General features: G+C 72.6%; 21 protein-coding genes and 1 pseudogene. 9 read left to right on the forward strand and 13 right to left on the reverse strand.

Annotation, left to right across the window (positions count from 1 at the left end; genetic code table 11):
* Positions 1-97 precede the first annotated feature (97 nt).
* From AB0E98_RS19750 to AB0E98_RS19760, 3 genes are read left to right on the forward strand one after another with little or no spacing between them, the layout of a single operon-like run.
* Positions 98-532 carry an ester cyclase gene (locus tag AB0E98_RS19750; protein ID WP_361704127.1) on the forward strand — a complete coding sequence of 145 codons (435 nt, stop codon included), beginning with the start codon at positions 98-100 and terminating at the stop codon, positions 530-532.
* On the forward strand, positions 529-1,431 hold the full coding sequence (locus tag AB0E98_RS19755; RefSeq protein ID WP_361704128.1) for an AfsR/SARP family transcriptional regulator: 903 nt from the start codon (positions 529-531) through the stop codon (positions 1,429-1,431). The genes AB0E98_RS19750 and AB0E98_RS19755 overlap by 4 nt, the downstream gene beginning before the upstream one ends.
* Positions 1,432-1,479: 48 nt before the next feature.
* Complete coding sequence (locus AB0E98_RS19760) at positions 1,480-1,674, forward strand: hypothetical protein (protein WP_126917074.1); 195 nt, start codon at positions 1,480-1,482, stop codon at positions 1,672-1,674.
* 18 nt (positions 1,675-1,692) lie between these two features.
* Here AB0E98_RS19760 and AB0E98_RS19765 read toward each other — a convergent pair whose 3' ends face one another.
* The 3 genes from AB0E98_RS19765 to AB0E98_RS19775 all read right to left on the reverse strand — a co-directional run bounded on the left by AB0E98_RS19765 (position 1,693) and on the right by AB0E98_RS19775 (position 6,059).
* Entirely contained in the window at positions 1,693-3,099 is a 1,407-nt protein-coding gene (locus AB0E98_RS19765) for a family 2B encapsulin nanocompartment shell protein (RefSeq protein ID WP_361704131.1), read from the reverse strand.
* Between the two features lie 219 nt (positions 3,100-3,318).
* On the reverse strand, positions 3,319-4,731 hold the full coding sequence (locus AB0E98_RS19770; protein ID WP_361704133.1) for a family 2B encapsulin nanocompartment shell protein: 1,413 nt from the start codon (positions 4,729-4,731) through the stop codon (positions 3,319-3,321).
* 134 nt (positions 4,732-4,865) lie between these two features.
* On the reverse strand, positions 4,866-6,059 hold the full coding sequence (locus AB0E98_RS19775; protein WP_361704136.1) for a phosphodiester glycosidase family protein: 1,194 nt from the start codon (positions 6,057-6,059) through the stop codon (positions 4,866-4,868).
* A 248-nt stretch (positions 6,060-6,307) separates the two neighbouring features.
* Between AB0E98_RS19775 and AB0E98_RS19780 the strand changes: the two genes are divergently transcribed.
* Positions 6,308-7,189 carry a phosphatidylinositol-specific phospholipase C/glycerophosphodiester phosphodiesterase family protein gene (locus AB0E98_RS19780; RefSeq protein ID WP_361704138.1) on the forward strand — a complete coding sequence of 294 codons (882 nt, stop codon included), beginning with the start codon at positions 6,308-6,310 and terminating at the stop codon, positions 7,187-7,189.
* Here the strand turns inward: AB0E98_RS19780 and AB0E98_RS19785 are convergent.
* Complete coding sequence (locus AB0E98_RS19785) at positions 7,137-7,634, reverse strand: hypothetical protein (RefSeq protein WP_361704141.1); 498 nt, start codon at positions 7,632-7,634, stop codon at positions 7,137-7,139. The two genes, AB0E98_RS19780 and AB0E98_RS19785, sit on opposite strands and share 53 nt — an antisense overlap.
* Before the next feature lie 286 nt (positions 7,635-7,920).
* Here AB0E98_RS19785 and AB0E98_RS19790 point away from each other — a divergent pair, with 286 nt between their 5' ends.
* Positions 7,921-8,220: a hypothetical protein gene (locus tag AB0E98_RS19790; protein ID WP_361704517.1), complete on the forward strand. Its 300-nt coding sequence runs from the start codon at positions 7,921-7,923 to the stop codon at positions 8,218-8,220.
* A gap of 94 nt (positions 8,221-8,314) precedes the next feature.
* Here the strand turns inward: AB0E98_RS19790 and AB0E98_RS19795 are convergent.
* Both AB0E98_RS19795 and AB0E98_RS19800 read right to left on the reverse strand, forming a co-directional pair.
* A pseudogene (locus AB0E98_RS19795) lies at positions 8,315-9,247 on the reverse strand (SWF or SNF family helicase); the annotation flags it as partial.
* Positions 9,244-12,120: a DEAD/DEAH box helicase gene (locus tag AB0E98_RS19800; protein WP_361704142.1), complete on the reverse strand. Its 2,877-nt coding sequence runs from the start codon at positions 12,118-12,120 to the stop codon at positions 9,244-9,246. The gene AB0E98_RS19800 and the pseudogene AB0E98_RS19795, both read right to left, overlap by 4 nt.
* Positions 12,121-12,287: 167 nt before the next feature.
* Here AB0E98_RS19800 and AB0E98_RS19805 point away from each other — a divergent pair, with 167 nt between their 5' ends.
* The gene (locus AB0E98_RS19805; RefSeq protein ID WP_361704143.1) at positions 12,288-12,470 is read left to right on the forward strand and encodes a hypothetical protein; all 183 of its coding nucleotides are present in this window, start codon (positions 12,288-12,290) and stop codon (positions 12,468-12,470) included.
* A gap of 16 nt (positions 12,471-12,486) precedes the next feature.
* Here the strand turns inward: AB0E98_RS19805 and AB0E98_RS19810 are convergent, their stop codons facing one another.
* The 4 genes from AB0E98_RS19810 to AB0E98_RS19825 form a co-directional block, all read right to left on the reverse strand.
* Positions 12,487-13,509 carry a TolB-like translocation protein gene (locus tag AB0E98_RS19810; protein WP_361704146.1) on the reverse strand — a complete coding sequence of 341 codons (1,023 nt, stop codon included), beginning with the start codon at positions 13,507-13,509 and terminating at the stop codon, positions 12,487-12,489.
* Positions 13,510-13,514: 5 nt separating this feature from the next.
* Positions 13,515-14,804: an MFS transporter gene (locus AB0E98_RS19815; RefSeq protein ID WP_361704148.1), complete on the reverse strand. Its 1,290-nt coding sequence runs from the start codon at positions 14,802-14,804 to the stop codon at positions 13,515-13,517.
* A gap of 2 nt (positions 14,805-14,806) precedes the next feature.
* Positions 14,807-15,724, reverse strand: coding sequence for an alkaline phosphatase family protein (locus AB0E98_RS19820; RefSeq protein ID WP_361704150.1), 918 nt, complete (start codon positions 15,722-15,724; stop codon positions 14,807-14,809).
* A gap of 128 nt (positions 15,725-15,852) precedes the next feature.
* Positions 15,853-16,107 (reverse strand): hypothetical protein, encoded by a 255-nt coding sequence (locus AB0E98_RS19825; RefSeq protein WP_361704520.1) that lies wholly within the window; start codon positions 16,105-16,107, stop codon positions 15,853-15,855.
* Between the two features lie 269 nt (positions 16,108-16,376).
* On the opposite strand from AB0E98_RS19825, the gene AB0E98_RS19830 reads away from it, so the two are divergent.
* Both AB0E98_RS19830 and AB0E98_RS19835 read left to right on the forward strand, forming a co-directional pair.
* Positions 16,377-16,748, forward strand: coding sequence for a roadblock/LC7 domain-containing protein (locus AB0E98_RS19830; protein ID WP_361704153.1), 372 nt, complete (start codon positions 16,377-16,379; stop codon positions 16,746-16,748).
* Between the two features lie 206 nt (positions 16,749-16,954).
* Positions 16,955-17,929 (forward strand): DUF6397 family protein, encoded by a 975-nt coding sequence (locus AB0E98_RS19835; protein WP_361704154.1) that lies wholly within the window; start codon positions 16,955-16,957, stop codon positions 17,927-17,929.
* A gap of 53 nt (positions 17,930-17,982) precedes the next feature.
* Here the strand turns inward: AB0E98_RS19835 and AB0E98_RS19840 are convergent, their stop codons facing one another.
* Entirely contained in the window at positions 17,983-20,496 is a 2,514-nt protein-coding gene (locus tag AB0E98_RS19840; RefSeq protein WP_361704156.1) for a DUF3516 domain-containing protein, read from the reverse strand.
* Between the two features lie 133 nt (positions 20,497-20,629).
* On the opposite strand from AB0E98_RS19840, the gene AB0E98_RS19845 reads away from it, so the two are divergent.
* Entirely contained in the window at positions 20,630-21,421 is a 792-nt protein-coding gene (locus AB0E98_RS19845) for a metal-dependent hydrolase (RefSeq protein ID WP_361704159.1), read from the forward strand.
* A 29-nt stretch (positions 21,422-21,450) separates the two neighbouring features.
* Here the strand turns inward: AB0E98_RS19845 and AB0E98_RS19850 are convergent, their stop codons facing one another.
* Together AB0E98_RS19850 and AB0E98_RS19855 are read right to left on the reverse strand one after the other, a co-directional pair.
* The gene (locus AB0E98_RS19850) at positions 21,451-23,232 is read right to left on the reverse strand and encodes an ABC transporter ATP-binding protein (protein ID WP_361704160.1); all 1,782 of its coding nucleotides are present in this window, start codon (positions 23,230-23,232) and stop codon (positions 21,451-21,453) included.
* Positions 23,229-25,109, reverse strand: a complete 1,881-nt coding sequence (locus AB0E98_RS19855; RefSeq protein ID WP_361704162.1) for an ABC transporter ATP-binding protein — start codon at positions 25,107-25,109, stop codon at positions 23,229-23,231. Before AB0E98_RS19855 ends, AB0E98_RS19850 begins: the two co-directional genes overlap by 4 nt.
* Between the last annotated feature and the right edge of the window lie 70 nt (positions 25,110-25,179).

Genomic DNA, 25,179 nt, shown 5'->3' on the forward strand with positions numbered 1-25,179 from the left:
CGCCGCTGGACTCCGCCGTGACACGGGTTGTCCACCGCCGCGAAGCCTTTCGAGAATGGGTCGGCAAGCACGGGAACCCATCTGCGAGGAGAGGTTCATGACTGCGTACGTGGACAGCGTCCGGCGGCTGATCGACGCCTACACCACCGGGAAGACCGACGACGCGGCCGAGTACATCCACCCCGAATACCTGAATCCCGGCACCCTGGAGTTCACGGCGCTGCGCGGCCCGGAGCTCTTCGCCGTGAACGTGGCGTGGGTCAAGAAGACCTTCTCCCAGGACGCCAGGATGGAGGAGGTCGGCATCGAGGAACGCGGCGACTGGGCCCGCGCCAAGCTCGTCCTGTACGGGCGGCACGTCGGCGACATGGTGGGGATGGCCCCGACGGGCCGGCTGTTCTCCGGGGAGCAGATCCATCTCTTCCGCTTCGTCGACGGCAAGATCCGCGACCATCGCGACTGGCCCGACTATCTGGGCACCTACCGTCAGCTCGGCGAACCGTGGCCCGAGCCCGGGGGCTGGCGGCCATGAGGGAACTGGGCGTCCTGGGGCCACTGTTCGTACGGGTGAACGGGCAGTCGAGCGCCCCCAGCGCCCCCAAGTCGCGCAACGTCCTGGCGATGCTGATGGTGCACAGCGGACAGCCGGTACCCGTCTCCGCGCTCGTCAGGGACCTGTGGGACGACCACCCGCCCATGAGCGGGGCGACGACACTCCAGACGTACATCCTCAATCTGCGGAAGCTGTTCGCCTCCGCCACCGGACTGCCCACGGCCGACATCGCCCGGGACGTCCTGGTGACCAGGCCCGGCGGCTATCTGCTCACCGCCGCCGCGGGGGAGCTGGACGTCCATCGCTACCGGAGCCTGGCGCGGCGCGGGAGGGAGGCGCTGGCGCGCGGCGACGACTCCGGCGCGGCGCGCGATCTCCAGGACGCCCTGTCGCTGTGGCGGGGGCCCGCTCTGGTGGACGTCCCGGCCGGGCGGGTGCTGGAGTCCCGGTGCCGGGAGCTGGAGGAGTCACGGCTGGTGACGCTCGAGCACCTGGTCGACGCCGAGCTGCGGCTCGGGCGGCATCGTGAGGTGCTGGCCGAACTGGCCGCCCTCACCGCCGGGAACCCCCTGCACGAGGGGTTGCACGGCCAGTACATGCGGGCCCTGTATCTCGGCGGCCGCCGCGCGCAGGCGCTGGAGGTGTTCCAGCGCCTGCGGCGCGCGCTCAGGGCGGAGCTGGGCCTCCCCCCGGGGCCGGGGCTGCGGCGTCTGCACCGTGCGGTGCTGACCGCGGACGGCGAATTGGACGGCGACTTGGACGAACGGGCGTGGCGGGACGCGCGCCTCCTTCACGCCCCCGCCGTACGCCTTTCCCCGGCCGCAGCGGCGCGTTCCCACCCGGATGGCGTATGCCCGTCGCGCCGGTCCCGGCGGTGAGATGAGCAAGACTGGCGGACGTCCACCGCCGCACCGAGGAGGTACATCATGGCCGTATCGATTTCCATGGTCCTGTTGCTTCTGATTCTGTCGGTGGTGTTCATGCGCAACGGAGGGCTGCGCTTCTCGCACGCGATGGTCTGCGTTCTGCTGGGCTTCGTCCTCGCCAGCACCAGCGTCGCGCCGACCATCTCGCACGGGATCAACGCCACCGCCGAGATCGTCGGCGGCGTCAGGCCCTGACCGGCCGGGCGGGGCCCGTCAGCGCCCGATCTCCACGTCCTCCAGCACACCCAGCGCGTCCGGGACCAGGACGGCCGCCGAGAAGTAGGCGCTCACCAGGTAGGACGACACGGCCTGCTCGTTGATGCCCATGAAGCGCACATTGAGGCTGGGCTGGAACTCGTCGGGAATGCCGGTCTGGTGGAGCCCGATGACGCCCTGGTTGTCCTCGCCCATTCGCATCGCGATGATCGAGCTGGTGCCGGTGTCGCTCACCGGGATCTTGTTGCAGGGCAGCAGGGGGACACCGCGCCAGGAGCGCACGGAGGTGCCCAGGAGATCGATGTTCTTCGGGTAGAGGCCACGGCTGGTGCACTCGCGCCCGAAGGCGGCGATCGTCCGCGGATGCGCCAGGAAGACCTGGGTCTTGCGGCGGCGTGAGAGCAGCTCGTCGAGGTCGTCGGGGGTGGGCGGTCCGCTGCGGGTGTGGATGCGCTGGCCGAGGTCGGCGTTGTGGAGGAGGCCGAATTCCCGGTTGTTGATCATTTCGTGTTCTTGGCGTTCGCGCAGGGCTTCGACGGTGAGTCGCAGCTGTTGTTCGAGCTGGTTCATCGGCTCGTTGTAGAGGTCGGCGACGCGTGTGTGCACCCGCAGCACCGTCTGGGCCACGCTCAGCTCGTACTCGCGGGGCTTGAGCTCGTAGTCCACGAACGTGCCGGTGATGGCCGGCTCGCCGGCGTGGCCCGAGGTCACCGCGATGTCCGCCTCGCCCCGCTTGTTGGCGGGGGGAGCGGGCCGGGACGCGAAGCCCGCGACGTGGGCGCGCAGCGCGTCGGAACGGTCGGCGATCTCCTGGAAGGCCTGCCGGTTGAGCGTCAGCACCGCGCAGCGGGTCACGGCCCGGACGGTGAAGCCCCAGGTGCCGTCGGGCTCCAGCGGCACCTTCTCACCGAAGTAGTCGCCGTCGGCGAGGGTCCCGAGCGCGGTCTCGTCCCCGTACTTGCCGGTGCCGGTCTTGGCGAGCTTGCCATGGGCGATGAGGAAGATCTGGTCGGCGGGCTGCCCCGCCTCCACAAGCGCGTCGCCCGCGGCGTACTCCCGCTGTACGAAGGCGTTCGCCAGGGTCTCCAGGACGTCGGCGTCCTCGAAGCCGCGCAGGACGGGCAGTTCGCCCAGCTCCGGCGGGATGACCCGGATGTCGGCGCCGGTGGAGATGAACTCCACCCGGCCGTCCCCGACGGTGTAGGTCAGCCGCCTGTTGACCCGGTAGGTGCCGGCCGACACCTGCACCCACGGCAGGACGCGCAGCAGCCAGCGCGAGGAGATCCCCTGCATCTGGGGGACGGACTTGGTGGTCGTCGCGAGCTGGCGTGCCGCGCCGGTGCCCAGGCTCAGCTGCGCCTGAGCGGCCTGCTCGGTGTTCTCCGGCTCCACTGACGTGGTCATATGTGGTGATCACCCATCTGTGTGATTCATGCTGTGAAACGTGGTGCGGGGCGGGGCGGTGTGGTCCGGCCGGTGGCCCGGGACCGTTCCTGGGCGCGCTCCGGGGCGGCACCCCGGAGAGCCGGACGGCGGCTGTGCCCAGACCGATGGGCCCGCCCGGCTGTCGGGGTGGCGATCCTCTTCACGCGCTCATACGGAAGAGACCTTCGAGGGAATTCCTCAGTGCCCAATCTCGACGTTCTCGAGGATTCCGAGGGCGTCGGGCACCAGGACCGCCGCCGAGTAGTAGGCGCTCACCAGATAGGACATGATGGCCTTTTCGCTGATACCCATGAAGCGCACGGAAAGGCTCGGCTGGTATTCATCGGGAATTCCCGTGCGGTGGAGGCCGATGACGCCCTGGGACTCCTCACCGGTGCGCATCAGCAGAATCGAGCTGATGCCCGTCTCGGTGATCGGGATCTTGTTGCAGGGGTAGATGGGCACGCCCCGCCAGGCGGGCAGGGAGTGGCCGCCCACCTGGGCGCTGTCCGGGTAGACGCCCCGGCGGTTGAACTCGCGGGCGATCGCCGCGATGGTGCGCGGGTGGGCCAGCAGGAAGCCCGGGTCCTTCCAGACCGTCGCCAGCAGCTCGTCGAGGTCGTCGGGGGTGGGCGGTCCGCTGCGGGTGTGGATGCGCTGGCCGAGGTCGGCGTTGTGGAGGAGGCCGAATTCCCGGTTGTTGATCATTTCGTGTTCTTGGCGTTCGCGCAGGGCCTCGACGGTGAGCCGCAGCTGTTGTTCGAGCTGGTTCATCGGCTCGTTGTAGAGGTCGGCGACGCGTGTGTGTACCCGCAGCACCGTCTGGGCGACACTCAGCCCGAACTCGCGGGGCGAGGCCTCGTAGTCCGCGAAGACCCCGGGCAGGGACGGCTCCCCGCTGTGCCCGGAGGCGACGTCGATCGCCGATTCTCCGTGCTCGTTGTGGGGGAGGGACGACCGGCGGCGATAGGCCTCGACGTGCGTCCGCAGGCCGGGGGAGCCGTCCAGCGCCTCCTGGAAGTCCCCGCGCGGCAGCGTCAGCACCGTACAGGCCGTCACCGCCCGCACCGAGAAGTCCCATTCGCCGGGCTGCTCGGCGGCCAGCGCCTGGTCGCCGACGTACCCGCCGTCGGCCAGGACGCCCAGCACGGCCGGCTCGCCGTACTCGCCCTCGTGGAACCTCTCGGCCTTGCCGTGGGCGAGCAGCACCACCTCGTCCGCCGGCCGCCCGGCCTCCACCAGCAGCTCACCGGGCCGGAACTCCCGCTGGACGAACCGCCCGGCCAGCGCCTCCAGGACCGCGGGGTCCGCGAAGCCGCGCAGCAGGGGCAGCTCGCCCAGTTCCGCCGGGATGACCCGCACCTCGGCGCCGGTCGTGAAGAACTCCACCTTGCCGTCGCCGAGTGTGTGCGTCAGCCGGCGGTTCACCCGGTACGTACCACCGGAGAGCTGAACCCACGGCAGCAGCCGCAGGAGCCACCGCGAGGTGATCCCCTGCATCTGCGGAACGGACTTTGTCGTGGTCGCCAGATTGCGGGCGGCCTCGGTGCCCAGGCTCAGCCGCCCGGGTGGATTATCCGTGCCCGCTCCGGTCTCCACTGACGTCGTCATAATCGAATGCCCACCCATCCATTACGGAAGTGCCCATTGCGGAACCGTCGGGAATTCCCGCTCGCCCCCATTCGAAGCTAGCAGTGCGAATCGATGGGGGCGATCACTCAAAAGGATGGGATTGAAACCTGATGTCAAGGTCGGATAAAAATGCCGATCCCGTTGGGGACGGGCCGTTCGGCTCCGCCCGACGGATGGTTGCGCACGGTCGGACGGGCCTCTCCCGGATCCCGGGCGACGAGCGTCGACGAGCCGCCGCCGTCGAGGTTGAAGCCGTCGGTGGCACCCAGCCCCTTCAGGGCCTGGGCCAGTTCGAACAGGGTCAGTCCGGGACGGTGGGCGGCTCCGCCGTCGAGCGCCAGCAGCAACAGCCGCCGCCCCCGGTCCGCCAGACCGGCGGCGGTCCGCACGGCGGCGGTCGCCGCGTCCAGCCCTCCGACGGGCCTGCCCCCGCGCAGCAGGGGAAAACCCCCGATCGCGAAGCGCAGCGAACCCGAACGCCGGGGCCGGAGGTACTCGTCGACCGCCACCCGGTCCCCGACCTTGAGCTTGCGCAGCTGCCGGGCTCCGTCCTCGCGCCCCAGCAGCACCACCGAACCCCGGGCGACGGCGCCCCGGCCGGGCCGCTCCGCCACGGCCGCCACCCGGCCCCCGCGCACGGTCAGCTCACGGGTGTCGTCGCTGCACGGCGCGCCCCGGTCGGTGTCCGTGCCACAGGTGGCCCGAAGTCGTGACGCCGTGCCCCAGGCCGGGGTGAACGCCCCGATGCCGTCGACCGGGATCGCGTACTGGTTGAAGCCGCTCAGCGGGAACTCGTCGTTCCGCGCGCGCACGGACCCCTCCAGCGTGAGCCGGTCCAGCCGCGCCGTCCGGTCCGCGCCCACGCCCAGGACGTCCTCCGTGGTGCCGCCCGACGGCATCGCCGGGCCGAACCGCTGGCCGTCCGGCACCGCCGCCTTCAGATCGTGCCCGCCCGCCACGGCCGGCCCCACCGGCGCGCCCGTGGCGTCCACCCCGGGATGCTGCGCCTCGGCGATGTTGAAGAAGTCCCCGTTCACCCCGCCGACCGCGCCGCGGTCGCCGGCCATCCGGGACAGCCGTTCCCGGGCGCCCACCGCCCCCGGATACAACAGGTCCACCGACACCCGCCGGTCGCGCAGGTCGACCGTGAGCAGATGACCGTACGCCGGTCCGTTCGATCCCTTCAGAGAGAACTCCCGATACGTCACTCCGGGCCCCAGCGCGGTCGGCGCGCCCAGCTCAGGCGGGGAGAACTCCTCCGTGCCCGCCCACGCCGTGCCGCCCCCGACCAGCGAGACCCATGCCACCAGTACCGTCAGAACCGCGCGTACGCGGCATCCACGTCTTCCCACTGTCACCCCAGAGGTCCCGTCAACTCTGCCATGGCGCAAGGGACTTAACCATGCCCCGAAAGAACGACAGGGAAAGCTCAGGCGGCGCCCGGCGCAACTCTCGGCCCGGCCCTGTCAAACGGCCCGGTGGGCCCCGATACTCGCAAGCGTCAGCGCGCGCAGCCCGCCCCTATTCGCTCACCGAGCCACCGGGAGGCAGCCCCATGTCCCCTACGCGCCGATCCGCCGTCCTCGCCCTCGGAGCCGCGCTCGCCGGCTCCCTCGCCACCCCGGCCCTTGTCACCCCGGCTCTCGCCGCTCCCGTCGCCACGCCCGCGGCGGTGGACACCGGGCGCGCGAGGCCGCCGCTGCGCCACGCCCACGCGCACAATGACTACGAGCACCCCCACCCGCTCATCGACGCCCTCTCCCACGGTTTCAACAGCGTGGAGGCCGACATCTGGCTGGTCGGGGACGAGCTCCTCGTCGCGCACGACGCCTCCGGGCTCGACCCCGCACGCACGATCGAATCCCTCTACCTCGATCCTCTGCTGAGCCGTGTCAGAGCCAACCGCGGCCGGGTGTACCGCGGATACGACCTGACCCTCCAGTTGCTCATCGACATCAAGACCCCGGGCGACGCCACCTACCGGGCCCTGTCGCGCCGACTGCGTCCGTACCACCCGATGCTCACCGCGTGGTCCGGCGGGCGGACGCGCCGCGCCGCGGTGACCGCCGTCGTCTCGGGGGACCGGGGCGCCCGCGCCCCCATGGAGGCGGAGCGGACGCGCCACGCCTTCTACGACGGCCGGCTCACCGACCTCGGCGGCGCGCCCGCCTCCTTCGCGCCCCTCATCAGCGACAACTGGGGGGTGAACTTCACCTGGCGGGGGGTGGGTCCCATGCCCGGCCTCGAGCGGGCCGCCCTCCGGCGGATCGTCGCCACCGCGCACGCCGAGGGGCGCACGGTCCGCTTCTGGGCCACGCCGGACGCGCCCGGCCCGGCGCGGGACGCGCTGTGGCGGGAGCTCCTCGCGGCCGGTGTGGACTACCTCAACACGGACGACCTGGCAGGCCTGGAGGCGTTCCTGCGCGCAGCTCGTTGAGCACCCGGCACACTTCCGAGTCCCGGACCGCTGGCAGCAGCAGCGCGACCGCCTGCACCAGTTTGCCCAGCACGAAGGTCGTGTCGGGCGTGGCGCGCACCAGCTCCCGTACCCTCTCCGTGTCCTTCCGCCACACGGATTCGAGCAGCACTGCGACATCCGGTGCGGCCTCCTCGTCCGTCTCGACCCAACCGGGCTCGTCCGGCACCCGCCTGACGAGGTGCCGCAGCACCCGGTCGGCGACATCGGGCCGGTAGGCCTTCCGGATGGCCTCGTTGGCGATCCAGACGAGCGCGGCGACGAGGTCCCGGGCCTCCTCGGCCGTCATGGACCCGGGCAGCGAGTCGTCGAACGCCGCCTGATTGCCGTGCCGGAAGGCGAGCAGAAGGCGGGCCGCGCCCGCCTTCGCCTCGCCGGCGCGTGTCCGTGTGATCTCGGCAGTCATTGGTTGAATCATACGGTTAACAGATATTTCTTCCGGTAATGCCGCACCGTCGGCGGGTCGATGGAATGTCCGGTTCCGGAGTGGATCCCGTAGCGGAACGGTCACCGCGCGGGCCGGGCCGCCACGGCGGGGGAACGCTGGCCGTATGGCCACCCCTCCAGGGCCCCCACCGGGGCCGCCCTCCGGCCCGCCGTACGGACCTTACGGACCGTCCGGCGGCTTCGGCCCCGCCCGGCAGCCGGACCCCCCGCCTCCGCCCGGCGGCGGGGGAGGGCGGCGGGTGGCGATGGCCGTCGCCGCACTGCTGGGGGTCGCGGTCCTCGCGGTGGGGGCCGTGGTGCTCCTCGGCGGCAAGGACTCCAGCGGCAAGCCGGGCCGCGGCGCGGAGCCGACCGGGAGCACGGGTACCGTCTCGTCACCTTTCCCGCTGCCGACCGGGCTCCCGTCGGGCCTGCCCAGCGAACTGCCGTCCGGGCTGCCGTCAGGATTCCCGTCGGCGCTTCCCTCGACTCTCCCGTCGGGCCTGCCCACGGTGCTCCCCTCGGCACTGCCCACGGACATCTTCGGGCTCCAGCGGACGACTTGAGACGCCGGGTCGGGGGCCCCGAAGCGTCAGTCTGGGCGTCCCTGGCGTCGGCCGGTCGGACACCCGGCCGGTTCGCCCCCGCCGGCTAGCCGGCCTCCGCGAGCCGCGCCGCGACCCGCTCCGGCGGCCCGGCCGCGGCCAGCCGCTCCGCGTCCTCGCGTACCGTCGGCTCTCCGGGCACCGGCGTCAGCTCATGGCCCGGAGCCAGCGCCTCCGCCAGCAGCCGCCGCGCCCGGACCGCCGCGTCCCTGGCGAGGAACGCCAGGGCCTCGACGTCGAGCCCGTGCGCCCCTTCGGCCCCGTCCCCCTCACCGGCCAGGACAGGAGGCCGCCCCGCCACGTCCACCGGCGGCGGGGGGTCCGGAAGCGGCGGCACGAGGCCGCGCCCCGCGAACGCCTCACGCGCCGGTATCCCCATGGGCGGCTCCGGCGCGTGCGAATCGGCGCGCGGGGCACTGCGCGCTCGCAGCTCCTCCAGCAACTCCCGCTCCCCGCGCCCCCGTAGCAGCAACAGGACGAGCGGATCCCGGTCGAGCAGCCGGCCGACCTGGTGGCACAGCGCCGCCGAATGCGGACAGTGGTCCCACGCCCCGCAGGCGCACTCGGCCTCCAGATCGCCGATGCCGGGCAGCAGGTCGACGCCCGCCGCGGCCGCGTCCTCGGCCAGGTGCGGGGGGAGTTCCCCGTCCAGCAGCGCCGCGATGTGCTCGGGACGGTCGGCCACCACGTCCAGGAGCCGGTCCCAGTCGGCCTCCGTGAATCGCTGGACCACCACGTCCGAGCGGTAGGGGACCCCGTCCCGGTCGCGGACGAGCGCGGTGATCCGCCCCGGCCGGACGGACACCGCCCCGACGGCCCCCGCGCGGGCGTACTGGCGGCCGGCCTTCACCTGCTTGCCGTCCAGGGCGGTGTCCTCCAACGCCTTGAGCCAGGCCCGGCCCCACCGGCTGGTGGCGAAGCCCTGCCCCGCCACCGGGGGCAGGGCCGCGAAGACGCGCTCCCGCCGGTCGTGTGCCGTCGTCGTCATCGTCCGGTCCCCCTCAGCTCCACGAGCTCCGCCAGTTGCGCGTCGGTCAGTTCGGTCAGCGCGGCCTCCCCGGCGCCCAGCACCGCGTCCGCGAGAGCCTGCTTGCGCGCCAGCATCTCCGCGATCCGGTCCTCGACGGTGCCCTCGGCAACGAGCCGGTGCACCTGGACGGGCTGGGTCTGGCCGATGCGGTAGGCGCGGTCGGTTGCCTGGGTTTCGACCGCGGGATTCCACCAACGGTCGAAGTGCACGACATGACCGGCGCGCGTGAGGTTCAGGCCCGTGCCGGCAGCCTTCAACGACAGCAGGAAGACCGGGATCTCGCCCTCCTGGAAGCGCTGGACCAGCTCCTCCCGTCGCGCCACGGGCGTACCGCCGTGCAGCAGCGCGGTGGTCACGCCCCGCGCGGCCAGATGACGTTCCAGGAGGCGCGCCATCCGGACGTACTGGGTGAACACCAGGACGCTTCCGCCCTCGGCGAGGATGGTGTCCAGCAGTTCGTCGAGAAGCTCGACCTTGCCGGAACGCCCCTCGATCCGGGGGCTGTCGCCCGCCTTGCCCGGTCCCCCGGGGACGTGCTCCTTGAGGAACTGGGCGGGATGGTTGCAGATCTGCTTCAGCCCGGTGAGCAGCTTGACGATCAGCCCGCGCCGTTCGAGTCCGTCCGCCTCCGCGATCTCCGCGAGGATCTCCCGCACCACGGCCTCGTACAGACCCGCCTGTTCCCTGCTGAGCGCTACCGGATGGTCGGTCTCGGTCTTGGGCGGCAGCTCGGGCGCGATGCCCGGGTCGGACTTTCGGCGGCGCAGCAGGAACGGGCGGACGAGCGCCGCGAGGCGCTCGGCGGCCGCCGGGTCGGTGCCGCTCTCCACGGCCCGGGCGTGGCGCCGGCGGAAGCCGCCGAGCGTGCCGAGGAGCCCGGGCGTGGTCCAGTCGAGGATCGCCCACAGCTCGGACAGGTTGTTCTCGACCGGGGTGCCGGACAGCGCCACGCGCGCCTTCGCCCCGATGACGCGCAGGGCCTTGGCGGTCGCGGAGGAGGGGTTCTTGACGTGCTGGGCCTCGTCGGCGACGACCAGACCCCAGCCGATGCCCGCCAGCCGAGGCGTGTCCAGTCGCATCGTGCCGTAGGTGGTGAGGACGAACTCCCCCTCGCCGAGCTCGTCGAGGTCGCGGGACGTGCCGTGGAAGCGGCGGACCGGGGTGCCGGGGGCGAAACGTTCGATCTCGCGCTGCCAGTTGCCCATCAGGGAGGCCGGGCAGACCACCAGGGTGGGGCCGGCGGCCTCCGGCAGGGTCTGCCGGTGCAGGTGAAGAGCGATCAGGGTAATGGTCTTGCCCAGGCCCATGTCGTCTGCCAGGCAGCCGCCGAGGCCGAGCGAGGTCATCCGGTTCAGCCAGTCGAGGCCGCGCAGCTGGTAGTCGCGCAGGGTGGCGGCCAGCGCGGCGGGCTGGGCGACCGGTTCGGGGCGGGCCTCGGGGTCGGCGATGCGGTCGCGCAGCGCCGCCAGCCAGCCCGTCACGCGCACCTCGACCGTCTCGTCGTCGTTCCCGGCGGGGGCGCTGCCGGTGAGCGCGACACCCAGCGCCTCGGCGGGGGTGATCCGCCGGTCACGCCGGTCGCGGGCGCGGTGCAGCGCCTCGGGGTCGACGAGCACCCACTGGTCGCGCAGCCGTACGACGGGGCGGCTCGCCTCGGCGAGCCGGTCCAGCTCCGCCCGCGTCAGCTCCTGATCACCGATGGCGAAGCGCCAGCCGAAGGCGAGCAGTTTGTCGGCGGACAGCAGGGGCGGCATGTCCGGGCGGTGCCCGGACGCGTCGTCCGGCGGGCCGACGAAGGCGCGGGCGGTGAGCTCGCGGACCAGGTCCTTGGGCCAGTGGACCTCGACGCCCGCGGCGTCCAGCGCCCGGGCGGCCGTGCCGAGGAGCTCCCCGGTCTCCTCGTCGGCGAGGTCGACGGCGGTGGGTACCGCGGCCGACAGCAGGGGCGAGAGCGCGGGCCAGGCGTGGGCGGCGCGTCGCAGGGCGCGCAGCGCGTTCATACGGGCACCGCCGAGCGCGCGGCCCGCCGGAGACGCACCGGACCATACGTCGGCGGCGTCGGCGACCAGCGCCGGGTCGGGGAGACTGTGCAACTGCGGCACGGCCCGGAAGCGCGGGCGGAGCTCCTCGCCCGCCCCGTCGGACCCCGTCCGCGCGAGGACCTCGACGCGCAGGGAGAGCCGGACGGCCGTGTCGTACCCGGTGGCCCAGGCGCGCGCGGCGGGCACCCGCTGGGGCTCGGGGGCGGCGAAGGGGCGGCCGCCGGCGGCGAGGACGGCGGCGGGGGAGCGGGGCAGGCCGTCGGCGACGGCGTCGAGGAAGGACCGTACGAGCCCCTCGGGTTCGGGCAGCAGGGGCATCCCGCCGCCCGGCAGCGGTACGGCGTGCGCCGTGGGCGGCATGGCGGCGGCGAGCTCCTGGACGCGGCGGGTGTCGTCGGGGGTGAGCGGCCCGGTCCGCCAGGTGTCGTGGTCGGTACCGGTCAGTCCGGGCAGCAGCTTGCCGCGCGCGGCGAGCTGGAGGGCGAGGACGGCGACGGCGCCCCAGAAGGCGGCCGTCTCGTCGGCCCGGGCGGCCCGGGCGCGGGTGAGGACGGGCACGGCGTCGCGCACGGGCAGTACGTTCGCCCGGACGGTCGTCGTGGTCACCTCGTCGCCGTCGGGGACGGCGACGGTCAGCTCCTCGACGGTGCCGCCCGCCAGGGGCGGCGTGCCGTCGGGGAGCCAGAAGGCGACCCGCCCGGTGCGGGCCGGGTCCCCGGGGAGGAAGACCGCCTGACAGCGGGCGAGCAGGGAGACGTCGGAGGGTGTCGCGGCAGAGAGCGGGGTCACAGCGCTGCGCATTCCTCAAATTTGACTAGTGCGGGTCGGAGCCGCCGAGGGTACATGAAGAGCACGGCCGATGAGAGGGTCCCGGGGGTGAGCCGCGTCACTCTTCTTCGCGCGGACCGACGTACGCTGAAACCGGGTTCGGCAGCCGTCGTGAAGGAGGCACGGACATGACCAACAGGGCCAAGGTCGCCGCGGGCGGTGTGGTGGTGGGGGTGATCCTGCTGTGGCTGCTGCCCTTCTGGGCGGCGCTGCTGGTGATGGTCGGCATCCCCGTCGGCGCCTATCTGCTGCTCGATCCGTCGCAGCGCACACGGCTGCGCAGGGCGTCCCGCAAACAGCTGGGTCGCTAGGGCCGCCGGAGCGGCGCTAGGGACGCGTGGAGAACACGGGGGCGAGCGCCGCCTCCGTCAGCAGCCGCGCGCGGCCGGAGCCGTCGGCCGGGACGGTCCACAGATCGGAGCCGTAGTCGCCGGGCAGCGAGTACACAAGGGTGTGCCCGTCCCGCCAGACCGCCTGGTCGTCGACATTGCGCCGCTCCGCCGTGGCGGTCTCGCGCAGGGTGCGCAGGTCGAGGACGTACAGCCGCCAGGGCGCGTCGGGGGACGCGCCCTCGACGCGCTTCTTGTACGCGACGCGCGTCCCGTCGGGGGACAGGGACGGGCATTCGACGTTCTCGTGCAGGGCGCGCAGCGTCCGCTCCGAGCGGTCCCCGCGCACCAGATAGGTCTTGCCGCCCGTGGCGACAGTGGCGTAGAAGTGCCCGGCGTCGGCGAAGGTGACGCCCCAGACGTTGAGGTCCGCGGCCCGGTGGGGCCGGCCGTCCAGGAGGAAATGGTAGGTCTCCAGATCGCGGTCCAGTTCCCCGGTGCGGATGTCGAGGACCGAGGTGCGGGTGGAGAAGGCGGTGCCCGCGTAGGAGTCGCCGCTGACGAAGACCGTCCAGGCCGCGGCGCGCCCGTCGGGGGAGACGCGGGCGCGGGTGGGAATGCCCGCCAGGTCATAGCGGCGCAGCGGGCGCAGGCGCGCGTCGAGGACCACGGCCCGGTAGACGTCGCGCAGGCCGCTGCGTACGGACTGGAGGCAGACGCCGGTGCCCGCCGCCGCGTGGAAGCGCAGACAGCGGACCCCGGAGGACGTGCGGGGGCCGGCCGGGTCGGTGTCGGAGACCGAGACGACCTCGTCGCGGTGCGGCCCCCAGGCCATGTTCCGGAAGACGTCGCGGCCCGGGGCGTCGAGGGCGACCGCGCCGGGCCGTACGGGCGGGCCGCCCGCCCGGGGCCGGTCCTTCTCCGCCGCCCGGTCGGCGGCCCGCAGGGTGGCGCCGACGGCGACCCCCGTCAGGAGAAGGACGGCGGCGAGCAGGACCAGGAGTCGGTGCGTGCGGTTCATCCGGTTCAACGGGCGGGCTCCGGTGGGACGTCGGTGGGCGAGGGGCGCAGCAGCACGGCACTTGCCGCGGCGGAGACGAGGAGGCCGGTGGCCGCAGCGCCCAGCGCCGTGCGGTCGCCCCACGCGGTCCAGGCCGCGCCGAAGGCGATCGAGCAGACGAAGCGTGCCGCTGCCTGACCGGTCTGGACGACCGCGAGGCCGCTGCCCCGGATCTCCCGGGGCACGGTGTCGGCGGTCGCGGCGGCCAGCACCCCGTCGGTGGCGGCGTAGAACGTGCCGTGCAGCGTGAGGACGGCGCCGGCCAGGGCGGGCGAGCTCCCCAGGGGCGCGATCAGCAGCCCGTACGCGCCGAGGAGCGCGAGGTGGCCGCAGAGGAACAGCCTGCGCCTGCCGAAGCGGTCGGCGACCGCGCCGAGCGGCACCGCCAGCAGGAGGAACGCCGCGGCGGTGCCCAGGGGCAGCAGCGGGAACCACGCCTCGGTGACGGCGAGCCGGCGCTGGAGGGTGAGGTAGAGGAAGGAGTCGCTGACGGTGGTCAGCCCGAGGAGCACCGCGCAGGCGGTGAGCCGGCGGACCCCGGGGCGGCGCAGGAGGTCCCGGAGCGGAGTCCGGGTCTCCGGACGGCGGGGGAGCGCGGGGTCGGTGGGGCTCGCGGGTTCGTCGAGGCGCGCGGGAACGAACAGCCAGAGGACGAGCACGCCCAGCGCCGCCACACAGCCGCTGACCGCGAAGACCGCGTCGTACCCCTCGGCGGCGGTCCGCAGGACCAGGAAGGCCAGCAGGGGGCCGAGCAGCGCCCCGGCGGTGTCCATGGCCCGGTGCACACCGAACGCCCGGGCCCGGTCGGCGGGTGCGCAGGCCAGCGAGATCATGGCGTCGCGCGGTGCGGTGCGCAGCCCCTTGCCCGTGCGGTCGGCCGCCAGGACGGCGCCGATCAGTGGGACGCCGTGCACGACGAGCAACAGCGGTTTGCACAGCGCGGAGAGACCGTAGCCGAGGACGGCCACGGTCTTGTGGCCGCCGTCGCGACGGTCGGCGAGCCGGCCGCCGACGAGGCGCACGAGCGCGCTGACGCCGTTGTAGAGGCCGTCCAGCAGCCCGAAGCCGAGCGGGGACAGGCCCAGTCCGGCGACCAGATAGAGCGGCAGGACGGCGCTGACCATCTCCGAGGAGACGTCGGTGACCAGGCTGACGGTGCCGAGCGCGAACACCGTGGCGGGAACGGCGGCCCGCCGGCCGGGAGCGGGATTCCGGCCGACGGCGTCGGTGGTGGTACGACGGTCCGTGAGATACACGGTCAGCTGTTCCAGATGCCGGTGATGTCCTTGGCGTTCGCGGCGTTTCCGGCGTGCGGGAGACCGTGCATGGTCTCCAGGGTGCGCAGCACGTCGTAGTGGTTGTATGCGGTGCCGGAGGTGGAACCGGCCTTGACCTGCTGGCCGTAGAGGACGGTGGGGATCCGGTTGCCGCTGAGGCGGTTGTCCTCGTCGAAGGTGATCAGCAGCAGGCTGTTGTGGGTCTTGGCCCAGTCGGCGTAGGACTTGAGGTTGTTCTTCAGCCAGGTGTCGCCGGTGCCGACGGAGCAGTCGTGCATGTCGCTGCACATGTTCGGCACGACGAAGGAGACCGCGGGAAGGGCGCCGTAGTCCCGGGGGAAGGCGCCGAAGGTGTGGGCGGTGCTGGTGGGGACGTTGCCGAAGCCGAACCAGGGGTTGTGCTTCTGGCGGTACTTGCCGCTCTCACAGGTCGTGGAGCCCTCGGCGGGCAGGGACTCGTTGTAGCTCGCCCAGGTCTTGCCCGCGGCGAGCAGCTCCGAACCGAGGTTGGGCTCCTCGCTGAAGCCGGGGTCGACGCAGCTGTCGTCGGTGACGCCCTGGGTGTCGCCGGAGAACAGCGCGTAGTAGTTGGGCTGGCTGGGGTGGGTCTCGGCGTACGAGGCGGTCAGGTTCGCGCCGCCCGCGGCCAGGGAGTTGATGTAGGGGGCGCTGGAGCTGCCCATGACCTGGTCGTAGGCGTGGTTCTCGAAGACGACGACCACGACGTGGTCAGGTGTGGGAACGGCCGGCGCGGCGGTGGAGTCCGAGGCCCACAGGCCGAGGGAAGTGGCCGCGAGGCCGAAGGCCGTGGCGAGGGCGAGGAAGTGGCGGCGGCGGGGGCGATGGGGGCGGGCAGGACTGGCTGCGGCGGGCACGAGCTCCTCCGGGTGAAGTGGCATCGGTGGGGGGTGAGCCGGGTGCGCTGGCAGCGTAGGGCGGTGTGCGGTGGCATGTACACGACTTCAACATGACGAATCCGGGAACGGCGGCCGAGCAGCGTGCGACGCGTGATGGACGCCGTTCCGCGTCAGGCGGCGGGCAGTCCGAGGAGGGTGCGGGCCACCGTCTGCGGGGATTCGTCGCGTTCGCGGGCGAGGGCTATGACGGCGCGGCACGCGAGCTCGTTCACGCCGAAGCTGAGGGCTTCCGGCGAGACCCAGCGCGCCGCTTCCATGCTTTTGTCGTAGTCGTTCTCGGCGCAGGCGGCGACATATGCCGCCGCGGCCTCGAAGAGATTGTGCTGGCGGCTCACGAGCGGCCGCGGCGCCGGTGCCCGCCGGATCTCTTCCGAGCGCTTGCGGAGTTTGTTGAACACGCGGATCACCTGCCCTTGTGAGCGGCAATTTCCTGCGGTCGTTCAAGTGTGCCCGGTGGGCGAGGAGTTGAACCTCCGGAAAATACCGCGGTGCCGCTCGTTTTCCGCGTCGTGTCCGCATCCTGTGTCAACTGGCGAACGGATGCGTGTCGGAGGGGAGGGCGGGTTGCCCGGAGCGCGGAGGTGGGCAAGGCTTGCACGGCGGTTACGGGGAATTGCCGAACGGGGAGGCGGACATGGGATTCGGTATGGAACTCGACTCGATGCTGGACGAGTTGGCCGAGAGGGGCGGTGGGATACGCCACGCATTGGTGCTGTCCAACGATGGGCTTGTGACGGGAGCGAGCGCGAGTCTGGCGAGAGAGGAGGCCGAACACCTGGCGGCGGTCGCCTCCGGACTGCACAGTCTCGCCCGGGGAACGGGCCGGCAATTCCGGGCGGGTGACGTGCGCCAGACCATGGTCGAATTCGATCGGGGCGTGTTGTTCGTGACGGCCGCCGACGAGGAGAGCTGTCTGTGCGTACTGGGCGATGCCGATGCCGACATCGGCCGGATCGCCTACGAGATGACCTTGCTGGCCAACCGTGTCGGCGGCCGGAGCCGCTGACGCCGGCTGGCGGCGCCGACTTCGGCCGGTGGTGCCGACCTCGGTCGACGCTGCCGGCTCCGGCCGGTGCCGGACCAGTGGCCGCGCCGGGGTCTGCGCAGGGGCGGCGCCGAGGTCCGCCGGGGTTATCCACAGGCCCGGCGGGCTGTCGCACCTCACCGCTATCGTCGTCACTGTCGGTAATCGGGCGATGGCGGGAGGGTGTCATGGAGGTACGGCAGGCACGACAGGAACGGCAGCGGCAGGAGCGGGGTCGGACAGGGGCGCACGGCCCGGCGTGGCCGGGCGTCCCCTTCGCCCGGGCGGCGCGGGAGCTCGGGCTCAAGCCGCGCGAGTTCGAACTGGCCGTCCACCTCGGGGAGGTACGGACCGTCTCGGCCGGCCCGGACGGGCGGCGACGGGTCCCGCCGGAGGAGATCGACCGGCACGGATCGAGCGAAGGCTTCCCCGAAGCGCTGCGCTCCCGGCTCTGGGCCGTGGGCACGGCGGAAGGAGCCGAGCTCATGGGCGTCAGCCCGGCCCGCTTCACCCGCCTGGCCCGGGCCGGCTGCTTCACCCCGGTCCGTTTCTACGTCAACCGGTACCGTGCCGTCGTCTGGCACTATCTGGCGGCCGACCTCGCGGAGTTCGCCGACCGTGAACCCGGGCTGCTCACCGGCCGCACCCCCGCCCTGCTGCGGACCGCGCTGGACGAACACCCCGACCGGCGCGCCCGGGGCTGGCGCGCTCGCCGGGTCGACCAGCTGACCGCCCAGACCACGGACGCCTGGCAGCGGGCGGCCGCCACCGCCGCCGTACTCGACACCCCCGAACTGGCGCAAGCCGTGCCCGACCCGGGTGAACGGGCGTATCTGAGCGCGCTGCGTCCGGAGCTGACCCGGATCCGCTCGGAGGTCCCGGCGGCCCGTGAGGTGATCGAGTCGCTGGTGCTGGCCGAGGACCCGGACGAGACCGACTGGTACCGCCACTGCCTCACGACCGCACTGCCCCAGGCCCGGGCCACCCGGCCCGCACCCGGCACCGACGGGAACCGGCAGACCGGGCGGGACCACGCCGCCGGGCCGGAGCCCGGTCGTGACCCCGCCGGCGGCGCGGCGCCCCGGCAGGAACGAGCCCACCGACCGGCGCCCCGGTCCGTGCGTCCCGGAAGGCTGTGGTCATGGCTGCGCGGGCGTCGGTAGGCCACGGTCCGGCGGAGTGCCGAGCACGCCGCCGGACCGTGACCGGGAAGGGGTCAGAGCTGGCCGACGTCCATGATCCGGACGACCGCCCGGCCCTCCTCGTCGGAGGCCGCGAGGTCGACCTCGGCGGAGATGCCCCAGTCGTGATCGCCGTTGGGGTCGGCGAAGGTCTGCCGGACCCGCCACAGACCGTCCTCCGGCCGCTCCTCGATCCGCAGCAGCTTCGGCCCGCGCGCTTCGGGGCCGGTGCCCAGATCGTCGTACTCGTCCCAGTAGGCGTCCATGGCCTCGCCCCAGCGGTCCTCGTCCCAGCCGGACTCGGCGTCCATCTCGCCGAGCTCGGCGACCTTGTCCAGAGCGGCGAGCTCCACACGGCGGAACAGCGCGTTGCGCACCAGCACCCGGAAGGCACGGGCATTGGCCGTGACGGGCTTGACCTGGTCGGCCCGCTCCTGGGCCTCCTCCGCGCTCTCCTCCGAGGGGTTGGCCAGCTGCTCCCACTCGTCCAGCAGGCTCGAGTCGACCTGGCGGACCATCTCGCCGAGCCAGGCGATCAGGTCCTCGAAGTCGTCGGACTTCAGGTCGTCCGGCACGGTGTGGTCCAGCGCCTTGTAGGCGCTGGCCAGGTAGCGCAGCACGATGCCCTCGGTCCGGGCCAGGTCGTAGTGGGCCGTGAACTCCGTGAAGGTCATCGCCCGCTCGTACATGTCACGGATGACCGACTTGGGCGACAGGGGGTGGTCGCCGACCCAAGGGTGGCTCTTGCGGTAGACGTCGTAGGCGTGGGACAGCAGTTCCTCCAGCGGTTTGGGGTAGCTGACGTCCATGAGGCGCTCCATGCGCTCCTCGTACTCGACGCCCTCCGCCTTCATCGCCGCCACGGCCTCGCCGCGCGCCTTGTTCTGCTGCGCGGCCAGGATCTGCCGGGGGTCGTCCAGCGTCGACTCCACGACCGAGACCATGTCCAGCGCGTAGGAGGGGGACTCCGGGTCCAGGAGCTCGAAGGAGGCCAGCGCGAAGGTCGACAGCGGCTGGTTGAGCGCGAAGTCCGACTGGAGGTCGACCGTCAGCCGCACGATCCGGCCCTCGGCGTCCGGCTCCTCCAGCCGCTCCACCACGCCGCCGTCCAGCAGCGAGCGGTAGATGGCGATGGCCCGGCGGATGTGCCGCAGCTGGGCCTTGCGCGGCTCGTGGTTGTCCTCCAGCATCCGGCGCATCGCCTCGAAGGCGTTGCCCGGCCGGGCGATGACCGCCAGCAGCATCGCGTGGGTGACCCGGAAACGGGAGGTGAGCTGCTCCGGCTCGGAGCCGATGAGCTTCTCGAAGGTGTTCTCCGTCCAGTTGACGAAGCCCTCGGGAGCCTTCTTGCGGACCACCTTGCGGCGCTTCTTGGGGTCGTCCCCCGCCTTGGCCAGCGCCTTCTCGTTCTCGACGACGTGGTCGGGCGCCTGCGCGACGACGAATCCGGCCGTGTCGAAGCCGGCCCGCCCGGCCCGGCCCGCGATCTGGTGGAACTCCCGCGCCCGCAGCGTCCGCACCCGCTGGCCGTCGTACTTGGTCAGCGCGGTGAAGAGCACCGTGCGGATGGGCACGTTGACCCCGACGCCCAGGGTGTCGGTACCGCAGATCACCTTGAGCAGACCGGCCTGCGCCAGCCGCTCCACCAGACGCCGGTACTTCGGCAGCATCCCGGCGTGGTGGACGCCGATGCCGTGGCGCACGAAGCGCGAGAGGTTCCGCCCGAACTTGGTGGTGAAGCGGAAATTGCCGATCAGCTTGGCGATCTCGTCCTTCTCCTCGCGCGAGCACATATTGATGCTCATCAGCGCCTGCGCCCGCTCGACGGCGGCCGCCTGGGTGAAGTGGACGATGTACACCGGGGCCTGACGCGTCTGGAGCAGCTCGGTCAGCGTCTCCGTCAGCGGCGTCGAACGGTACTCGTACGACAGCGGAACGGGCCGGGTCGCCGAGCGGACCACCGAGGTCGGCCGGCCGGTGCGCCGGGTCAGGTCCTCCTCGAAGCGGGAGACGTCACCGAGCGTCGCGGACATCAGGATGAACTGCGCCTGGGGCAGCTCCAGCAGCGGGATCTGCCACGCCCAGCCCCGGTCCGGCTCGGCGTAGAAATGGAACTCGTCCATCACGACCTGGCCGATGTCGGCGTCCTTGCCGTCGCGCAGCGCGATGGAGGCGAGCACCTCGGCCGTGCAGCAGATCACCGGGGCATCGGCGTTGACAGAGGCGTCGCCGGTGAGCATGCCGACGTTCTCGGTGCCGAAGATCTTGCACAGGTCGAAGAACTTCTCCGAGACCAGCGCCTTGATGGGGGCGGTGTAGAAGGTCACCTGGTCATTGGCGAGCGCGGTGAAGTGCGCCCCCGCCGCGACCAGACTCTTCCCCGAGCCGGTGGGCGTCGACAGGATCACGTTCGCCCCGGAGACCACCTCGATCAGTGCCTCCTCCTGGGCGGGGTACAGCGAGATGCCCCGCTCCTCGGCCCAGGTCGAGAAAGCTTCGAAAAGGGCATCGGGGTCGGCATGGCTCGGCATCTGATCGATAAGGGTCACACCCCCATACTGCCTGGCCCCCGGCCGGATCAGGGAACCGGCCGGTCGGACGATGATCATCCGGGCATTACGCTGAGTGGCCGACACGGCGTCAGCGAAGCCCGGCACGGGCCGGCGAAGGGGTGGCACGACGATGATGGGACCGGCTCATTCGCTCTCCGGGGCGGCGGCCTGGCTGGGCCTGGGAGCGGCGGCCGCCGCGCTGGACCACCCCATGCCCTGGCCCGTGCTCGTCGTCGGCGCGCTGATCTGCGCCGGGGCCGCCCTGGCCCCGGACCTCGACCACAAGTCCGCGACGATATCGCGGTCCTTCGGCCCGATATCCCGGATCCTCTGCGGGATCATCGACCAGCTGTCCTACGCGGTCTACAAGGCCACCAGGTCCAAGGCCGACCCGCGCCGCAGCGGCGGCCACCGCACCCTGACCCACACCGCCCTCTGGGCGGTGCTGATAGGGGCCGGCGCCTCGGCGCTGGCGATGACCGGGGACCGCTGGGCCGTCCTCGGCATCCTCTTCGTCCACATGGTGCTCGCCGTCGAGGGGCTGCTGTGGCGGGCGGCCCGGACCTCCAGCGATGTGCTGGTCTGGCTGCTCGGGGCCACCAGCGCCTGGATCCTCGCCGGCGTCCTGGACAAGCCGGGCAACGGCTCCCACTGGCTCTTCACCGGCCCCGGCCAGGAGTACCTGTGGCTGGGCCTGCCGATCGTCCTGGGCGCGCTCGTGCACGACATCGGGGACGCCCTCACCGTCTCCGGCTGCCCGATCCTGTGGCCCCTGCCCATAGCGCGCAAGCGCTGGTACCCCCTCGGCCCCCCGAAGTCGATGCGCTTCCGGGCCGGCAGCCGGGTCGAGGTCAAGATCCTGATGCCCGTCTTCATGATCCTCGGCGGTGTGGGCGGGCTGGGGGCCCTGGAGCTCCTCTGACCTCCCGGGCCCCCGCCCCGCCCGGAGGGCTAGCGGTGCCAGGAGCGCCACAGCGCCGCGTACGCGCCGTCCGCCGCGACCAGTTCGTCGTGGCTGCCCAGCTCGCTGATCCTGCCGTCCTCCGCCACCACGATCACATCCGCGTCATGAGCGGTGTGCAGCCGGTGCGCGATCGCCACGACCGTGCGCCCCTCCAGCACCTTCGCCAGGGAACGCTCCAGATGGCGGGCGGCGCGCGGGTCCAGCAGCGAGGTCGCTTCGTCCAGGACCAGGGTGTGGGGATCCGCGAGCACGAGCCGGGCCAGGGCGATCTGCTGGGCCTGGGCCGGGGTCAGCGCGAGCCCGCCCGAGCCGACCTCGGTGTCCAGGCCCTTCTCCAGCGCCCGGGCCCAGCCCTCGGCGTCCACCGCGGCCAGCGCCGACCACAGCTCGTCGTCCCCGGCGTCCGGCCGGGCGAGCAGCAGGTTGTCCCGCAGGGCGCCGACGAAGACATGGTGCTCCTGGTTGACCAGCGCCACATGGCGGCGCACCCGCTCCGTCGGCATCCGGGAGAGCTCCGCGCCGCCCAGCGTCACCGTCCCCGTCCGCGGAGCGTAGATCCCGGCCATCAGCCGGCCCAGCGTCGACTTGCCCGCCCCGGACGGTCCGACCAGCGCCACCCGGGTGCCCGGCCGGACGTCGAGCGAGACCCCGTGCAGCACGTCGCCGCCGGGACCGTAGCCGAAGCGCACCCGGTCCGCCCGGACGTCCCGGCCCGCCGGGCGCACCCGTTCGTCGGCGTCGTCGGCGCCGATCTCCCGCACCCCCACGAGCCGGGCCAGCGACACCTGGGCGACCTGGAGCTCGTCGTACCAGCGCAGGATCAGCCCCAGCGGCTCGACGAGCATCTGCGAGAGCAGCGCGCCCGTCGTCAGCTCACCGACCGAGAGCCAGCCCTTCAGCACACAGAACCCGCCGAGGAGCAGTACGACGCAGAGCAGCAGCACATGCGACACATTGACCACCGGATACAGCACCGAGCGCAGCCACAACGTATAGCGCTCCCACTGCGTCCATTCGAAGACGCGACGGTCGGACAGCGCGACCCGCTCCCGGCCCAGCCGGTGGGCCTCGACGGTCCGCCCGGCGTCCACGGTCTCCGTCAGGGCCGCGGCGACGGCCGCGTAGCCGGCGGCCTCGGAGCGATAGGCGTCCGGCGCCCGCCGGAAGTACCAGCGGCAGCCGACGAGCAGCAGCGGCACGGTGACCAGCAGCGACAGCGCCAGTGGCGGTGCCGTGACGGTCAGCGCCCCCAGCAGCAGCCCGGCCCAGACGACGCCGATCGCCAGCTCGGGCACGGCCTCCCGCATGGCGTTGGCCAGCCGGTCGATGTCCGTGGTGATCCGCGACAACAGATCACCCGTGCCCGCCCGCTCCAGCACACCCGGCGGCAGCCCCACCGACCGGACGAGGAAGTCCTCGCGCAGGTCCGCCAGCATCTGTTCGCCGAGCACCGCCCCGCGCAGCCGCACCATGCGCGTGAACAGCGCCTGGACGGCCAGGGCGACGGCGAAGAGGGAGACCGTTCGGCCCAGGTGGAGCTCCCGTGCGCCCGAGGCGAGCTCCTCGACCAGCCCGCCCAGCAGATACGGGCCGGCCATCGAGGCGAGCACCGCGATCGCGTTGGCTCCCACGAGCACGGCGAAGGCGCCCCGGTGCCGGCGCAGCATCCCCTTCGCGTAGGCGCGCACCGTGGTGTGTCCGGCCACCGGAAGCGTCGTCGCCGACTCCGGTGCGGCCGGGTCGTAGGCCGGAGGTGCCAGGCCGATCATGCCGTTTCCCCGATCTGCTCGCCCTCGTCGGCCACGGCCTTCTCGAAGTCGGCCTTCTCGAAACCGGCGAGCTCCATGTCCAGTGCCTTGTCGTTCTCTTCGTTCTCTTCGTTCGTCCCGTCCGGTTCCTCGTCCGTCCGGCGGGTGACGACCGCGCGGTAGGCGGGGTCGGCGCGCACCAGGTCGGCGTGGGCCCCGACCGTCGCCACCCGGCCCTCCTGGACGAACACCACCCGGTCGGCCCGGTCGAGCAGCAGCGGACTGGAGGTGAACACCACCGTCGTACGGCCCGCGCGCAGATGGCGCAGCCCGTCAGCGACGCGCGCCTCGGTGTGGGAGTCCACCGCGGCGGTCGGCTCGTCCAGCACCAGCGCCTCCGGGTCGGTGATCAGGGAACGGGCCAGTGCCAGGCGCTGGCGCTGCCCGCCGGACAGCGAACGGCCGCGCTCGGTGATCCGGGTCCGCATCGGATCGTCGCTCCCGTCCGCCGAGGACCGGGTCAGCGAGGCCAGTACGTCGTCGCACTGCGCCGCCGCCAGAGCGGCCTCGGCCGTCACGGCACCCGAGGAGGGCACGTCCAGCAGCTCGGCGAGGGTGCCCGACAGCAGCACCGGGTCCTTGTCCTGGACGAGCACCGCCTCGCGCGCCACGTCGAGCGGCAGGTCGTCCAGCGCCACACCGCCCAGCAGCACGGAGGGCGTGCCGTCGGCGCTCCCGTCGGCGTGACCGCCGAGCCGGTCGGCGAGCCGGCCCGCGACGTCGGGATCCCCGCACACCACCGCCGTCAGCCGCCCGGCCGGCGCGAGGAGCCCGCTGACGGGGTCGTACAGATCGCCCCGCAGCCCCGGCCCGGGCGCCTCCCGGTCACCGCCCGGCGGCGCGACGCGCTCCAGCCCCAGCACCCTGGCGGCACGCGCCGCGGAGGGCCGGGAGAAGGAGTAGGCCTGGGCGATCTCCTCGAACTGGCGCAACGGCAGCAGCAGGAAGCTGACCACGCCGTAGACCGTGACCAGCTCGCCCACCTCGATCCGGCCCTCCTGGACCAGCCGCACGCCGTACCAGACCACCGCGATCAGCAGCAGCCCCGGCAGCACCACCTGGACCGTCGCGATCAGCGCCCACATCCGGGCACTGCGCACGGCTGCCGCGCGCACCTCCTGGGAGGCACGGCGGTAGCGGGAGAGGAACAGCTCCTCGCCGCCGATGCCCCGCAGCACCCGCAGCCCGGCCACGGTGTCCGACGCCAGCTCGGTGGCCCGGCCGGCCTTCTCCCGCTGCTCGTCGGCCCGCCGCGTGGCGTGCGGCAGCAACGGCAGCACCGCCAGGGCCAGTACGGGCACACCGGCCGCGATCACCAGCCCCAGGACGGGCTGATAGATCGTCAGGGACACGCAGAGCACCACGGTGGTGAACAGCGCCGCCGTGAAGCGCGATACGGACTCCACGAACCAGCCGATTTTCTCGACGTCGCCCGTGGACACCGCCACCACTTCACCGGCCGCGACCCGGCGCGTCAGTGTCGCCCCCAACTCGGCGGTCTTCCGGGCCAGAAGCTGCTGCACCCGTGCCGCCGCCGTGATCCAGTTGGTGACCGAAACCCTGTGCAGCATCGTGTCGGCCAGTGCCATGACCGTCCCGAGCAGCAGCATCAGACCGGCCGCCAGCGCAAGCCGGGCGCCGGAGCGGTCGACCACCGCCTGCACGGCGAGACCCGCCGCCAGGGGGAACAGGGCCACGGACGCCATGTTGACCGTGCCCCAGAACATCGCCTTTGCCTGGCCGCCCACCTGACTCCGCCCCAGCCACAGCAGGAAGCGGGGGCCCGACCGGACGTCCGGACGGCCGGGGTCGGCAAACGGCAGATCGCGAATGTGCATGACATCCCGGTTCGGAGTGGGTGGTAGGGGTCCGTGCCAGGCTCTCGGCAGGGAGATGTCCGGTTCAACT

It is taken from the genome of Streptomyces sp. NPDC037389, assembly GCF_040636475.1.
Classification (GTDB): domain Bacteria; phylum Actinomycetota; class Actinomycetes; order Streptomycetales; family Streptomycetaceae; genus Streptomyces; species Streptomyces hesseae.